The organism is Achromobacter mucicolens, assembly GCF_029866465.1.
Lineage (GTDB): Bacteria > Pseudomonadota > Gammaproteobacteria > Burkholderiales > Burkholderiaceae_B > Achromobacter > Achromobacter mucicolens.
Genome location: NZ_CP123364.1, coordinates 4926340 through 4941788 on the forward strand (window position 1 = coordinate 4926340; position 15449 = coordinate 4941788).

At 68.3% G+C, this 15449-nt stretch carries 11 protein-coding genes; 8 read left to right on the forward strand and 3 right to left on the reverse strand.

The annotated features are described in order from the left end of the window. Positions 1 to 34 precede the first annotated feature (34 nt). Positions 35 to 3574, reverse strand: coding sequence for an indolepyruvate ferredoxin oxidoreductase family protein (locus tag QEP15_RS22435; RefSeq protein WP_280148096.1), 3540 nt, complete (start codon positions 3572 to 3574; stop codon positions 35 to 37). Positions 3575 to 3686: 112 nt separating this feature from the next. Between QEP15_RS22435 and QEP15_RS22440 the strand changes: the two genes are divergently transcribed. Next, entirely contained in the window at positions 3687 to 4592 is a 906-nt protein-coding gene (locus QEP15_RS22440) for a LysR family transcriptional regulator (RefSeq protein ID WP_180097714.1), read from the forward strand. A 29-nt stretch (positions 4593 to 4621) separates the two neighbouring features. Here QEP15_RS22440 and QEP15_RS22445 read toward each other — a convergent pair whose 3' ends face one another. Continuing rightward, entirely contained in the window at positions 4622 to 5530 is a 909-nt protein-coding gene (locus QEP15_RS22445; protein WP_280148097.1) for a LysR family transcriptional regulator, read from the reverse strand. A 122-nt stretch (positions 5531 to 5652) separates the two neighbouring features. Between QEP15_RS22445 and QEP15_RS22450 the strand changes: the two genes are divergently transcribed. The 7 genes from QEP15_RS22450 (at position 5653) to QEP15_RS22480 (ending at position 14938) form a co-directional block, all read left to right on the forward strand. Beyond that, positions 5653 to 6255 carry an amino acid synthesis family protein gene (locus QEP15_RS22450; protein ID WP_056325045.1) on the forward strand — a complete coding sequence of 201 codons (603 nt, stop codon included), beginning with the start codon at positions 5653 to 5655 and terminating at the stop codon, positions 6253 to 6255. Next, positions 6252 to 7076, forward strand: coding sequence for an alpha/beta fold hydrolase (locus QEP15_RS22455; RefSeq protein ID WP_253857427.1), 825 nt, complete (start codon positions 6252 to 6254; stop codon positions 7074 to 7076). Before QEP15_RS22450 ends, QEP15_RS22455 begins: the two co-directional genes overlap by 4 nt. A 104-nt stretch (positions 7077 to 7180) precedes the next feature. After that, positions 7181 to 8152 (forward strand): Bug family tripartite tricarboxylate transporter substrate binding protein, encoded by a 972-nt coding sequence (locus QEP15_RS22460; RefSeq protein ID WP_253857425.1) that lies wholly within the window; start codon positions 7181 to 7183, stop codon positions 8150 to 8152. A 185-nt stretch (positions 8153 to 8337) separates the two neighbouring features. Further along, entirely contained in the window at positions 8338 to 9072 is a 735-nt protein-coding gene (locus tag QEP15_RS22465; RefSeq protein WP_152382665.1) for a GntR family transcriptional regulator, read from the forward strand. Beyond that, positions 9072 to 11687, forward strand: a complete 2616-nt coding sequence (gene acnD, locus QEP15_RS22470; RefSeq protein ID WP_175234703.1) for a Fe/S-dependent 2-methylisocitrate dehydratase AcnD — start codon at positions 9072 to 9074, stop codon at positions 11685 to 11687. Before QEP15_RS22465 ends, acnD begins: the two co-directional genes overlap by 1 nt. Before the next feature lie 69 nt (positions 11688 to 11756). Next, positions 11757 to 12938: a 2-methylaconitate cis-trans isomerase PrpF gene (gene prpF / locus QEP15_RS22475; protein ID WP_152382666.1), complete on the forward strand. Its 1182-nt coding sequence runs from the start codon at positions 11757 to 11759 to the stop codon at positions 12936 to 12938. A gap of 155 nt (positions 12939 to 13093) precedes the next feature. After that, positions 13094 to 14938, forward strand: a complete 1845-nt coding sequence (locus QEP15_RS22480; protein WP_280148098.1) for a methyl-accepting chemotaxis protein — start codon at positions 13094 to 13096, stop codon at positions 14936 to 14938. A 34-nt stretch (positions 14939 to 14972) separates the two neighbouring features. Here the strand turns inward: QEP15_RS22480 and QEP15_RS22485 are convergent, their stop codons facing one another. After that, on the reverse strand, positions 14973 to 15446 hold the full coding sequence (locus QEP15_RS22485) for a PaaI family thioesterase (protein WP_280148099.1): 474 nt from the start codon (positions 15444 to 15446) through the stop codon (positions 14973 to 14975). Positions 15447 to 15449: the final 3 nt, after the last annotated feature.

Sequence of the window (15449 nt, forward strand, 5' to 3'; positions counted from 1 at the left end):
GGCCATCCGCGCGCCGGGCCGCCCGGCGTCGCGCTCAGGCCGCCAGCCGGTCCGCGCCGCCGCTGCGATACCGCTCCCACAGCCCGGCCTGCCGGACCCGGGCCTGCTCGACGCTCTTTTCCTTCACATGCCCATACCCTCGGATCGCATCTGGCACGTTGGCCAGTTCCAGCGCCACGTCGCGGTTGCAGGCGTCCAGCGTGCGGGCAAATTCGTCCGCCAGCGCCAGATAGTCAGCCGCGAGCTGGCGCTCCATGCGGCGCTCGGCCGTTCTGCCGAACACGTCCAGCCACGTGCCGCGCACGCGCTTCAAGGGCGCAAGCAGCCGGAATGCCGATTCCATCCAGGCGCCGTACGCGCGCTTCTGCAGCCGCCCGCGCGCATCGCGACGCGCCAGGATGGGCGGTGCAAGGTAGTAACGCAGCGTGTAGTCGCGGCCCGGCTCGCCCTCGAACTGCGCGCGCAGCCGGTCCTTGAAAGCCGGATCGGCATGCAGCCGCGCCACCTCGTATTCGTCCTTGTACGTCATCAGCTTGGCAAGATTGCGCGCCACCGCGCGCGTCACGTCCTGCCGCTTGTCGCCCAGCGCGGCTTCACGCACGCGCACCGACTCCACCGCGGTCAGGAAGCGACGCGCATAGGCCTCGTCCTGATAATCACGCACGTGTGCCGCCAGACGCTTGACCAGCGCGTCCAGCGATTCCGGCATGGCCACCACCCGCTCGGCCGCCGCGGGGCGCAGCGCATCCACGCCGCGATGCGCGGCCTGGCGGCCCAATTCGAAGGCAGCCAGATTCTTGTCCACCGACACGCCGTTGATCTGGATCGCGCGGCGCAGGCTGTCCAGCGACAGCGGCAGTCCACCCCTTTGCCACGCGTATCCCAACAGCAGCGGATTGGCGTAGATGCTGTCGCCCAGCAGGGCCTCGGCCAGCGGGCCGGCCTCCAGGAAGTCGCAATTGCCGCCCGTGCTCTGCGTCAGCGCGGCCTGCGCCTGCGCCCCCGGAAAACGCCACGAGGGCTGCGACAGAAACGCGGCCGTCGGCGCGGCGCTGCTGTTGACCACCGCACGGCCATGATCGGGCCGCAGGCGCGACAGCACCTCGGGCGACGCCGACACCAGGGCATCGCAGCCAATCACGAGGTCGGCCTCGCCCAGCGCGACGCGCGTAGCGTGCAGGTCCTCGGGACGGTTGGCCAGCTGCACGTGGCTGAGCACCGCCCCGCCCTTTTGCGCCAGCCCGGCCATGTCCAGCACGGTCACGCCCTTGCCTTCAATGTGCGCGGCCGCGCCGATCAGCGCGCCGACCGTCACCACGCCCGTGCCGCCAACGCCGGCCACGACCACGCGATACGCCGCGCCCGGTGCAATGACAGTCTGGCCGGGCAGCGGGACCTCAGCCAGCGACGGCGCGCCGCCCTGCTTGCCGGGCTTGCGCGGCGTGGCGCCTTCGGCGGTCACGAAGCTGGGACAAAATCCCTCCACGCACGAAAAATCCTTGTTGCACGACGACTGGTTGATGCGCCGCTTCGTGCCCAGCGGCGTATCCAGCGGTTCCACCGACAGGCAGTTCGACTGCACCGAGCAATCGCCGCAGCCTTCGCAGACCGCTTCGTTGATGAAGGCGCGCCGGGGCGGATCGGGATACTCGCCGCGCTTTCTGCGGCGGCGCTTCTCGGTCGCGCAGGTCTGGTCGTAGATCAGCACCGTGGCGCCGTCAATGTCGCGCAGCGCGCGCTGCACGTCGTCCAGCGCCTTGCGGTGGTGGACCTCCACCCCTGCCGGCAAGGCCTGCGCGCCCGTGTACTTGTCGGGTTCGTCCGTCACGACCACCGTCTTGACGACGCCTTCGGCCAGCATCTGCGCCGCGATCTGCGGCACGGTCAGGACGCCGTCCACCGGCTGGCCGCCCGTCATGGCGACGGCGTCGTTGTAGAGGATCTTGTAGGTGATGCGCGCGCGCGCCGCGATGGCCGCGCGAATGGCGAGCAGGCCCGAATGAAAATACGTGCCGTCGCCCAAATTGGCAAAGATATGGCGCTCGGACGTGAAGTCCTTCTGGCCCAGCCACGCCACGCCCTCGCCGCCCATCTGGCTGAAGGTGTCGGTATTGCGGTCCATCCACATCGCCATGTAATGGCAGCCGATGCCCGCCACCGCACGCGATCCTTCCGGCACGCGCGTGGAGGTGTTGTGCGGACAGCCCGAACAGAACCAGGGCTTGCGTTCTTCGACCAGCGTGGGGCGGCTGGCCTCGCGCTCTTTCGCGTCGATGACGGCCAGGCGCGCCGCAATGCGCGCGCGCAACGCGTCGGACAGGCTGGCTTTTTCGAGGCGGGCGGCAATGGCGCGGGCGATCAGCGCGGGCGACAGCTCATACCGCGCCGGCAGCAGCCAGCCGCCGCGCGGCGTGGACCATTCGCCGCCGCCGTTCTCGCGCTCGTCGAACTTGCCGAAGACGCGGGGCCGCACGTCGTCGCGCCAGTTGTACAGCTCTTCCTTGAGCGCGTATTCGAGGATCTGGCGCTTTTCCTCGACGACCAGGATCTCCTTCAGACCCGTGGCGAATTCGCGCGCGTCCTGCGCGTCCAGCGGCCAGATGCAGCCCACCTTCAGCACGCGGATGCCCGCCTGTGCACAGGCCGCATCGTCCAGCCCCAGGTCGTTTAGCGCCTGGCGCACGTCCAGATACGCCTTGCCGGCCGTCATGATGCCGAAGTGCGCGTTGGGCGAGTCCAGCACCACGCGGTTCAGCTTGTTGGCGCGCACATAGGCCAGCGCCGCGTACCATTTGTGGTCCAGCAGCCGCGCCTCCTGCGCCAGCGGCGAGTCCGGCCAGCGGATGTTCAGCCCGCCTGGCGGCAGGCTGTCCTCGGGCAGCACGATCCGCACGCGTGACGGGTCAACGTCCACCGAGGCGCTGGACTCCACCACGTCCGTCACGCATTTCATCGCCACCCACAGGCCCGTGTGGCGGCTCATCGCCCAGCCATGCAGGCCGTAATCCAGATACTCCTGCACGTTGGACGGGTACAGCACCGGGATGCCGCTGGCGATCAGCACGTGTTCGGACTGGTGCGCCACCGACGAGGACTTGGCGGCGTGGTCGTCGCCCGCCAGCATCAGCACCCCGCCATGCGCGGACGTGCCGGCCGAGTTGGCGTGCTTGAGCACGTCCACCGACCGGTCCACCCCCGGCCCCTTGCCGTACCACATGCCAAAGACGCCATCGCGCTGCGCGCCGGGAAACAGATTGAGCTGCTGCGATCCCCAGACGGCGGTCGCGGCCAGATCCTCGTTCAGGCCGGGCTGGAACACGACATCGTTGTCTTTCAAATGACGCTTGGCCTTCCAGAGCGCCTGGTCCAGGCCGCCCAGCGGCGATCCCCGGTAGCCCGACACATAGCCGGCGGTGTTCAGGCCGGCCGCCTGGTCGCGCTGCTTTTGCATCAGGGGCAGGCGCACCAGCGCCTGCGTGCCGCTCAGGTAGACGCGGCCGGTGGGCTGCGCGTATTTGTCGTCCAGCGACAGGCCATGGGTGTCGGCCACGCCAGGGGGTAGAGGGGCGTTCATGGGGTTGTCTCCTGCAATCTGCGGTGCGGGCATTTACGTGTTTTCCGCAGTGTAGGAACGCGAACAGCTATCGTATATTCATATATTCGACTAGCTGGTATGTGAAAAACACATGGCTAATGACGTCACGCTCCGCCAACTCCGGTACTTCGCCGCCGCCGCCCGCACGGGGCGGTTTTCCATGGCGGCGGCCGACGAACACGTCTCGCAGTCGGCGGTCACCAACGCCGTGCTGGCGCTGGAAGCGCAACTGGGCGTGCGCCTCTTCGACCGCCACGCGCACGGCGTGACGTTGACGCCCGAGGGCCACAACTTCCACCAGCGCGCCCGCGACGTGCTCGACTCCCTGGACGACGCGCTGCGCGAACCCGGGTTTCAGCGGTATGCGCTGCGCGGCTCGGTGCGGATCGCGGCGTCCTACACGGTGCTGGGGTACTTTCTGCCTGACCTGCTGGCGCGGTTCCGGCGGCGCTATCCGGACGTCGTGCTGGACCTGGTGGACCTGGACCGCCCGGAGATCGAACAGGCCGTGGCAAGCGGCGACGTGGAGCTGGGCGTGGCGTTGCTGTCCAACGTGGACAAGCGCGACCGCTTCGGCCACCACGTGCTGGTGCGCTCAAGGCGCCAGCTCTGGACCGCGGCCGGGCATCCGCTGACGCAGGCGGCCGCGCCCGCGCTTGCCGACATCGCGCGCTATCCCTACATCCTGCTTGAAATGGACGAGGGCGAGCGATCCACGCTGGGTTATTGGCGCGGCCACGGCCTGCAGCCCGACATCGCCTTTCGCACGCGGTCGATGGAGGCGCTGCGCGGCCTGGTCGCGCATGGCTTTGGCGTCACGATGCTGTCGGACATGGTTTACCGGCCCTGGTCGCTGGAGGGACGCAAAATCGAAGCCGTGCCCATCACCGACGCCGTGCCGCCCATGGAGGCCGGCCTGCTGTGGCATCCGCGCGCGGCCATGGCCAAGCCGGCCGAGGCCTTCCGGCAGTTCATGATTTATGCGTGCGGCGGATGACGCCAGCCGGCGCCGCAGGCTGACCGGCCCTACACCAGCACCGCACCCTTGCGCCGCGTGAACTGCGCCAGCGACCGCAGTGCCAGCGCGTGCATGGCGGCGACCGACGGCAGCAGCATCTCGTCCTTGCGCGTCAGCACGCCGACAATGCGTTCGACCACGGGTTCGGCCAGCGGCACAAACGCCAGCCCGCTGCCGGCCGCGGGCCGCGCCAGCACCGGCAGCACCGTCACGCCCAGGCCGCCCACCACGCTGGCCAATAGCGAAGCCCGGTTGGATACCACGATCGCCGGGTCGTCGATGCCGCTGCCTAATTGACGGTTCTTCAACGTTTCAAAGGTGGCGTTGCCGATCAGCCGCTCATCGGCCAGCGCCGCCCAGGACACCGGGCCGCGCCGACGCGCAAGCGGGTGGCTTTTCTTGCAGACCAGCCCGAAGGCGTCCCGCGCCACCGGTGTGAATGCCACCTCGTCCGTGCGCGGGGCCTGCCCGGCCACGCCCACCTGAACCTCGCCTGCCAGCACCAGCCGGTGCACTTCGGGCGAGGTTTCGTCCAACGCGCGGATCCGCACGTCAGGATGGGTGCGCGCAAAGCGCGCGAGCAGCCGCGGCAGCCATTCGTCGGCCAGCGACGGCATGACGGCCATCGCCACCGGCCCCTGGCTGCCCGTCCCGAACTGCCGCGCCGCGTCCAGCACCCGGTCATGCGTGGTCAGCAATTCGCGAAACAACGGCGCCACCGCCTCGCCCAACGCCGTCAGCTGGGCGCGCTTGCCGGGTTCAAAGAGCGGCGCGCCCAGCTGTTGCTCCAGGTCCTGCATGGCGGCCGACACCGCCGCCTGCGACCGGAACGTGCCCTGCGCGGCGACGCGAAAACTGCCGTGATCGGCGGCCAGCAGGAACTGGCGCAGGTGCTGAATCTTCAGGGAAGTAGGCATGGGAAAAGCCGCCTTGAATTCGGATTTTCTGAAATTAGCTCACGTTAATTTGGATTGTCAAAATCGCACGCAGCGTCGAACAATGGGTTCGTCATTCATCCCCACGATTTCGGAGCAAGTGCATGTCGCTGCAAGTGCGCAAGGTAGTCAGTTACGTCGAGAAAACCCTCATTGAAGGCGGCCGCGCGGCCGAGCGCCCGCTGGTGATGATCGTGGCCGCCGCCGTGATCCGCAATCCGTGGGCCGGCCTGCCGTTTCAAGAAGACCTGCGGCCCGGCATCCTAGAAGCGGCGCCGCCGCTGGGCGAACTGCTGGTCGGCGAGATCCTGCGCCAGGCCGGTTCGGCGGACAACATCGAGGCCTACGGCAAGGCCGCCGTCGTCGGCACCGCGGGCGAAGTCGAACATGCGTCCGCGCTGATCCACACGCTGCGTTTCGGCAACTTCTACCGCAACGCGGTGGGCGGCACCAGCTATCTCAGCTTCACCAACATGCGCGGCGGACCGGGCTGCGTGATCTCCGTGCCGCTGATGCACAAGCTGGACGAAGGCCTGCGGTCGCACTACCTGACGGTGCAGACCACCATCAACGACGCGCCGGCGCCCGACGAGATCGTGATCGCGCTGGGCGCGGCCACCTCGGGCCGTCCGCATCACCGCATCGGCAACCGCTATTCAGACATGAAGGAACTGGAGCAGGAAGCACAGGAGGCGCGCGCAAAATGACCATGCAACGGCGGCGCACCGGCCGCGGCGAACCGCTGGTCCTCTTGCACGGCGTCGGCCTGGACCACACGCTGTGGGACGACCTGGCTCCCTTGCTTGAGCCGGACTTCGACGTGCTGCGATATGACCTGCTGGGCCACGGCGCCGCGCCCGCGCTGCGCGGCCCGGCGGACATCCAGGACTTCATCGCGCAACTGGATGCCGAACTGGACCGCGCGGGCTGGCAACACGCGACCGTGCTGGGCTATTCCATGGGCGGCCTGATCGCGGGCGCCTACGCGGCGGCGCGCCCCGAACGCGTCAGCCGGCTGGTGCTGCTGAATACGGTGTTCCGGCGCACGGACGAAGAAGCCGCCGCCGTGCGCGCCCGGCTGGATGCCGCGGCCACGCAAGACCCCGAAGCTGCCGCCAAGGTGTCGCTGACGCGCTGGTTCACGCCGGCCTTTCAAGCCGCGCGGCCCGCGCGCGTCGCGCAGATCGAACAGCGCCTGCTCGGCAACGACCGCCAGAGCTTTCTGTCCGCGTACGCGCTGTTCGCGTTGGGCGACCCGCTGCTGGCGCAGGCCGCGCCGGACATCGCCTGCCCCGTGCTGGTCATGACCGGTGAACACGACGTCGGCTCGAACCCGCGGATGACGCGCGAGCTGTCGCGCGCCCTGCCCCGCGCCTGCGCCCGCGTCGCCCCCGGCCAGCGTCATATGCTGCCGGTGGAGGAACCGGGCACGGTGGCCGCCGCGCTTCGCAGCTTCGTGTCGGCGCATCCGGTGGTGGCGAATCCCGCCCAGACGCCTTCGACGCAGGCGCATGCCGCAAAGGCCTAGCCGACGCAATCGCCACACTGATTTCCCCCGAACCCTGACATCGTCCGCCGACAGAGACGATGCGCGACAACCCCGCCACGACGCGGGGACGGAGACAAGAACACATGGACCGCAGAACCCTCATCAAGACCCTGGCGGCAATGTCGCTGGCCCCGCTGGGCGCTGCCGCCCCGCGGCTGGCCGCCGCGCGCGAAGCGCCCCTGCGCGTGATCGTGCCGTTCCCGCCGGGTGGCGGCACCGACGTGCTGGGCCGCGTCATCGCCGCGGCGCTGGAAGGCGCGATGGATCGCCCCGTGGTCGTGGAAAACAAACCCGGCGCCAGCGGCATGCTGGGCGCGGACTACACGGCCAATGGCGCGAAAGACGGCAGCATGCTGCTGTTTGCCGGCCTGGTGCCGTCGGTGCGCTATTACGCCCGCCCGCCCGAAGACGTGCTCAAGCAGCTGGCGCCCGTCTGCCCGATTGCACGCTCGCCCTACATGGTGGCGGTCAATAGCGACCTGCCCGCCAAGACGCTGGCCGAACTGGTTGCGCAGGCGCGGCGCGAGCCCAAGGCGCTGACCTTTGGCACGCCCGGCAACGCCACGCCCCAGCACCTGGCCACCGAACTGCTGCAAGCCGCCTGCGGCATCGAGATGCTGCATGTGCCGTACCGCGGCACGGGCCCGATGATGACCGACCTGCTGGGCGGCCAGATCCAGGTGGTGGTGGCCACGGTGGCCGCGGTCGAACCGTATCTGAAGACCGGCCGCCTGCGCGTGCTGGCCGTGACCAGCCCGCAGCGCCTGCCGAAGTATCCGGATATTCCCACCGTTGCCGAAAGCGGCTTTGCGGGGTTTTCGGCGCAGATCCAGTTCGGAACGTACTGCGCGGCTGGCACGCCCGAAGCCACCATCGCGGCGCTGAACCAGGGCATCAACCGCGCCCTGAAAACCGAATCCGTCCACACCAAGCTGGCCGAACAGGGGTTTGAGCCCACCGGCGGCACCCCGGCGCAACTGCAGGATGCGCTGCTGGCGGAAATCCGGGACGTGGCCGGATTGGTGAAGGCGGGCAAGGTGCGGGTCGACCTCTAAGGTGATGGCCCGCCTGCGCAGGCGGCCCTGAACCGGCCGGGCCCGCGCCCTGCCCGGCGCCCGCCTCCGCGACCGGGGCCCGCTTGCACCCGCGCCCTTGCCGGGAGTAAATTGTTGACAATTCAGCGCGCCAATCGCGCTTTATTCCGAAAATACCCCCTTTAACGGAACGAATTGTCAACACCATGAGCAAAGTGCTCACCTTGCCGGGCGCGCAGGCGGCCGATGGCGCCCCCGCTGGCGAACCCATCGGCGAAACCCTGTCGGACCACATCTTCCGCAAGATCCAGTCCGCCATCGTCAAGGGCGAGATCGCCCCGGGCAGCAAGATCTCCGAGCCCGAGCTGGCGCGCATCCACGGCGTCAGCCGCGGCCCGCTGCGCGAGGCCCTGCACCGGCTGGAGGGCCAGAAGCTGCTGGTGCGCGTGCCGCACGCCGGCGCGCGCGTCGTGTCCCTGTCGATCCAGGAACTGATCGAACTCTACGAAATCCGTGAATCGCTGGAAGGCACCGCCTGCCGCCTGGCCGCCGAACGCATGCCGCCGTCGGAAATCGACGAGCTGCGCGGCGTGCTGGAAGCCCACGAACGCGACGAAGCCTTCCAGGCCGGCCTGGGCTATTACCAGCAGGAAGGGGATTACGATTTCCACTACCGCATCGTCAAGGGCAGCGGCAACCAGATGCTGTTTCGCATGCTGTGCGACGAGCTTTATCAGCTGGCGCGCATGTACCGCATCCAGTATTCGACGACGCCCAATCGCCCGCGGCAGGCCTACGCCGAGCATCACCGCATTCTGGACGCCATCGCCGACGGCGACGGCGAGCTGGCCGAACTCCTGATGCGCCGGCACATCCGCGCATCCCGCATCAACATCGAACAACAGATCGCGCAAAGCACCCAACAGCGCACGGAGGCATGATGAACAAGTCGTACCGCAAGAACCTGCCCGGCACCCGCCTGGACTACTTCGACGCCCGCGCGGCCGTGGAGGCCATTGCCCCCGGCGCCTATGACGGCCTGCCCTACACGTCCCGCGTCCTGGCCGAAAACCTGGTGCGCCGCTGCGACCCCGCGCTGCTGACCGACGCGCTCAAGCAGCTGATCGAACGCCGCCGCGATCTGGACTTTCCGTGGTTTCCGGCGCGCGTGGTCTGTCATGACATCCTGGGCCAGACCGCGCTGGTGGACCTGGCGGGCCTGCGCGACGCCATTGCCGACAAGGGCGGCGACCCGGCCAAGGTCAATCCCGTGGTGCCGGTGCAGCTGATCGTGGACCACTCGCTGGCCGTCGAATACGACGGCAACGACCCGGACGCCTTTGCCAAGAACCGCGCGGTCGAAGACCGCCGCAACGAAGACCGCTTCCATTTCATCGACTGGACCAAGCAGGCCTTCGAAAACATCGAAGTCGTGCCGCCGGGCAACGGCATCATGCACCAGATCAACCTGGAGCGGATGTCGCCCGTCATCTACACGCAGGACGGCGTGGCCTTCCCCGACACGCTGGTCGGCACCGACAGCCACACGCCGCACGTGGACGCACTGGGCGTCATCGCCATCGGCGTGGGCGGCCTGGAAGCCGAAAACGTCATGCTGGGCCGCGCGTCGTGGATGCGCCTGCCCGACATCGTCGGCGTCGAACTGTCCGGCCGCGCGCAGCCCGGCATCACCGCCACCGACATCGTGCTGACGCTGACCGAATTCCTGCGCAAGGAAAAGGTGGTGGGCGCGTATCTGGAGTTCTACGGCGAAGGCGCCTCCAGCCTGACGCTGGGCGACCGCGCCACCATCTCGAACATGGCGCCCGAGTACGGCGCCACCGCGGCGATGTTTTCCATCGACCAGCAGACCATCGACTACCTGCGCCTGACCGGCCGCGAGGACGAGCAGATTGCGCTGGTGGAAAACTACGCCAAGACCGCCGGCCTGTGGTCCGACAGCCTGAAGACCGCGCAGTACGAGCGCGTGCTGCGCTTTGACCTGTCTACCGTCGTGCGCACGCTGGCCGGCCCGTCCAACCCGCACCGCCGCCTGCCGGTGTCCGACCTGGCCGAGCGCGGCATCGCCGGCGTGGTCGAGAACCAGCCTGGCCTGATGCCCGACGGCGCCGTCATCATCGCCGCCATCACCAGCTGCACCAACACCAGCAACCCGCGCAACGTGATCGCCGCGGGCCTCTTGGCGCGCAACGCCAACCGCGCGGGTCTCGCGCGCAAACCCTGGGTCAAGAGCTCGCTGGCGCCCGGCTCCAAGGCCGTCCAGCTTTATCTGGAAGAAGCCGGCCTCACGCACGAACTGGAACGACTGGGCTTTGGCGTCGTGGCGTTTGCCTGTACCACGTGCAACGGCATGTCCGGCGCGCTGGACCCGAAGATCCAGCAGGAAATCATCGACCGCGACCTCTATGCCACCGCCGTGCTGTCCGGCAACCGCAACTTCGATGGCCGCATCCACCCGTACGCCAAGCAGGCCTTCCTGGCCTCGCCGCCGCTGGTCGTGGCCTATGCGATTGCCGGCACCATCCGTTTCGACATCGAACGCGACGTGCTGGGCGTGGCCGCCGATGGCCGCGAGATCCGTCTGAAGGACATCTGGCCCAGCGACGAGGAGATCGACGCGATGGTCAAGTCGGCGGTCAAGCCCGAGCAGTTCCGCAAGGTCTACGCCCCCATGTTCGGCATCAAGGACGACCGCCAGACCGCCGTCAGCCCGCTGTACGACTGGCGTCCTCAAAGCACGTATATCCGCCGTCCGCCGTACTGGGAAGGCGCGCTGGCCGGCGAACGCACGCTGCGCGGCATGCTGCCGCTGGCCGTGCTGGGCGACAACATCACCACCGACCACCTGTCGCCGTCCAACGCCATCCTGATGGACAGCGCCGCGGGCGAATACCTGCACAAGATGGGTCTGCCCGAAGAGGACTTCAACTCGTACGCCACGCACCGCGGCGACCACCTGACCGCGCAGCGCGCCACCTTCGCCAACCCGAAGCTTTTCAACGAAATGGTGAAGAACGCCGACGGCACCGTGAAGCAAGGCTCGCTGGCGCGCGTGGAGCCGGAAGGCCAGGTCATGCGCATGTGGGAAGCCATCGAGACCTACATGGACCGCAAGCAGCCGCTCATCATCGTGGCCGGCGCCGATTACGGCCAGGGCTCGTCGCGGGACTGGGCCGCCAAGGGCGTGCGCCTGGCCGGCGTGGAAGCCATCGTGGCCGAAGGCTTCGAGCGCATCCACCGCACCAACCTCATCGGCATGGGCGTGCTGCCGCTGGAATTCAAGCCGGGCGTGAACCGCAAGACGCTGGCGCTGGACGGCACCGAAAGTTACGACGTCATTGGCGAGCGCAAGCCGCGCGCCGACCTGACGCTGGTCATCCACCGCCGCAACGGCAGCACCGAACAGGTGCCCGTGACCTGCCGGCTGGACACCGCCGAAGAAGTGTCCATCTACGAAGCCGGCGGCGTGCTGCAGCGCTTTGCCCAGGATTTCCTGGAAGCCGCTTCCGCGTCGGACGCCGGCAAGCTGGCCTGACCCGCGCCGTAAAGACCGGCGGGCGGTTGCATCGCCCGCCGCCCTACTCCGATACTTCAGGATCGTTTCATGTCACATGCTCCCCAAACCAAGATCGCCGCCACCTACATGCGCGGCGGCACCAGCAAAGGCGTGTTCTTCAAGCTGGACGACCTGCCCGAATCGGCCCGCGTGCCGGGCGCGGCGCGCGACGCGCTGCTGTTGCGCGTGATCGGCAGCCCCGACCCCTACGGCAAGCAGATCGACGGCATGGGCGCGGCCACCTCCAGCACCAGCAAGACCGTCATCGTCGCCAAAAGCGCGCGCCCCGGCCATGACGTGGATTACCTCTTCGGCCAGGTCTCCATCGACCAGCCCTTCGTGGACTGGAGCGGCAACTGCGGCAACCTGTCTGCCGCGGTCGGTCCCTTTGCCATCACCAACGGCCTGGTCGACGCCGCCCGCATCCCGCAGGACGGCATTGCCATCGTGCGCATCTGGCAGGCCAACATCCAGAAGACCATCGTCGCGCACGTGCCCATTACCGGCGGCGCGGTGCAGGAGACCGGCGACTTCGAACTGGACGGCGTGACCTTTCCGGCCGCCGAGGTGCGCCTGGAATTCATGGACCCGGCCGAGGAAGGCGACGGCGGCTCCATGTTCCCCACGGGCAACCTGGTGGACAACCTGGAAGTCCCGGGCGTGGGCACGTTCAAGGCCACGATGATCAACTCCGGCATTCCCACGATCTTTCTGGAAGCCGACGCGCTGGGCTACAGCGGCACGGAACTGCAGGACGCCATCAACGGCGATGCCGCCGCGCTGGCGCGCTTCGAGACCATCCGCGCGCACGGCGCCGTGCGCATGGGACTCATCAAGGACATCGCCGAGGCGGCCGGCCGCCAGCACACGCCCAAGGTGGCCTTTGTTGCCTCCCCGAAGGAATACGTGTCCTCCAGCGGCAAGAAAATCGGCTCGGGCGACATCGACGTGCTGGTGCGCGCCCTGTCGATGGGCAAGCTGCACCACGCCATGATGGGCACGGCGTCCGTGGCCATCGCCACCGCAGCGGCGGTGCCTGGCACGCTGGTGAACCTGGCGGCGGGCGGCGGCGAGCGCGACAACGTCTGCTTCGGCCACCCGTCGGGCACGCTGCGTGTCGGCGCGCAGGCGCAGCTGGTGGATGGCGAATGGAAAGTGACCAAGGCCATCATGAGCCGCAGCGCGCGGGTGCTGATGGAAGGCCGGGTGCACGTGCCGCGCGAGGGCTGAAAGCCGGCTGAAACCGCCGCGACGATATTGCTCGGGTTCTGGCGCGGCCCCCTAAAGTCGCCGCCTGCATCTGCCGTTAGCGGGTTGCGGCCGGGGGTTTCCTGGCCGACTTGCAACCCGCCGGCCTTCCCCGCCGGCGTATCCAGTACACGAGCATGAAGATAACGTCGCTGCGCAACCGCATTTTGCTTATTACCTGCTTTACGGTGGTGGGAGCCCTCACGCTCTCCGGCCTCATCACCTACCAGATCGTGCGCGACAACATGATGTCCACCATCGCCGCCACGTTGGACGCCGTGGCCTCGGGCAACGCCAGCGCCATCGAGCGCTGGTCGGCCGACAAAGCGCAGGCGGTGGACGCCACCGCGAAAGTGGTCGAAAAGGGCGATCCCCGCGGCCTGACCCAGCTCATGGGCCAGACCAATGGCTTTCCCATCACCACCATCGGCTGGTCGGACAAGACCTTCTTTTCCACCACCAAGACCGCGGCGGATTACGATCCGACGGCCCGCCCCTGGTACAAAAGCGCCGTCGCCGCCGGCAAGCTGACGGTCACCAAGCCTTACGGCGATTCCACCACCGGCGTGCTGTACGTCGCATTCACCGCGCCGATGATCCGCAACGGCCAGACGGCGGGCGTGCTGAGCGGCGCCGTGCCGCTCGATGGCGTGAAGGACATCATCAAGGCCATCCACCCCACGCCGTCCAGCAGCGCCTTCGTGGTGGCGACCGACGGCCAGGTGATTTCGCACCTGAACGACAAGCTGGCGCTCAAGCCGTCGACCGACATTTCCCCGGCGTTGACGGCCGATGTCGTGGCATCCCTGGCCCGCGACGGCGCCGCCCCCGCCGACATCATGCTGGACGGCGCGCAAAAGCTGCTCAAGGCGCGCCGCGTTCCCGGCACCGACTGGTATCTGGTCGTGGCGCTGGACAAGGCCGAAGCCACGGTCGGCCTGACGCAGGTGCTGCACGCAACGCTGATCTCGCTGGTCGTCCTGACGCTGATCGCCGTAACCATCGCCAGCGTGATCACGTCGCGGGCGTTCAAGCGCCTGTCCGCGGTGCGCGACGCCATGGACACCATCGGCTCGGGCGACGGCGACATGACGCACCGCCTGGCCGTGGTCGGCCACGACGAAGTCGCGCAGATCTCCGCCTCGTTTAACGCGTTCGTGGAGAAGATCACCCACGTCATGCGCGAAGTGCGCAGCGGCGTGCATTCGATGAGCGCCGCCACGCGCGAGATCGACATGGGCAACCGTGATCTGTCGCAGCGCACCGAAACGTCGGCCGCCTCGCTTGAGGAAACCTCTTCGGCCCTGACCGAACTGGCCTCCAGCGTGCGCCAGACCGAGGAAACCGCCGAGCACGCGACGCGCCTGGCCGACGAAGCCAGCGCTGCCGCCGCCCGCGGCGGCCAGGTGGTCAACGACGCGGTCAGCACGATGGACGAGATCTCGAAGTCGTCGCAGCGCATTACCGAGATCATCCGCGTGATCGACGGCATCGCGTTCCAGACCAACATCCTGGCGCTGAACGCGGCGGTCGAAGCCGCCCGCGCGGGCGAGCAAGGCCGCGGCTTTGCGGTGGTGGCCGGTGAAGTGCGCACGCTGGCGCAGCGCAGCGCCGCGTCTGCGCAGGAGATCAAGACGCTGATCGAGGCGTCCGTCCAGAACGTCAAGAGCGGCACGCAACGCGTGCAGGCCGCGGGTTCGACCATGACCGAGATCGTTGACGGCATCAACCGTGTGCAGCGGATGGTGAGCGAGATCCACGGCGCAATGGCCGAACAGAGCACGGGGCTGGGTCAGATCGACCGCTCGGTCGCCGACATGGACCAGGCCACGCAGCAAAATGCCGCGCTGGTCGAACAGTCCACGGCGGCGTCCGGCATGCTGAGCGACCAGGCGCGCGTGCTGGCCGATGCGGTGGCGCGGTTCAAGCTGCGCGAGGAAGAAGCGGCGGGTTCTGCCAGGCTGATCGCGCTGCCCGCCTGATCGCGGACGTGCCTGGCGGGATCCGGGGCGGGGTTTACTTCGCCGCGGCCCCCGCCGCGGGAGCGCCCGCCGCGGGATCGCCCGCCGCTGCCCCCACCTGCTTGAGCACGGCAACGGCCGTCGCAACGACCTGCCCGTCCGTGCTCAGCTCTCCTTGCATGAACACCAGCGAGGACGTCGCCCGCGCCACGCGGCCGCGCACTTCCAGAAACTGGCCTTCGCGCGCCGCCGCCAGAAAATGCGTGTCCAGCTGCACGGTCACGCAGGCGCGCCGGCCCAGCGCTTCCCACGCGATCGCGCTGATGCCGTGATCCAGCAACGCCGTCAGCAATCCGCCATGCACCACGCCAGCCGGATTCAGATGATCGGCGGTGGCCAAGAGGCCGTACGCCCAGCCCTCGTCCTCCTTGCGCACCCACAACGGGCCGATCAGGCCCGCAAAGCCCGCAAGCCCTCTTTTGCGCCACCCTTGCGGCACGGGCGGTTCGACATCCGGTTGCGTGGTCATGCG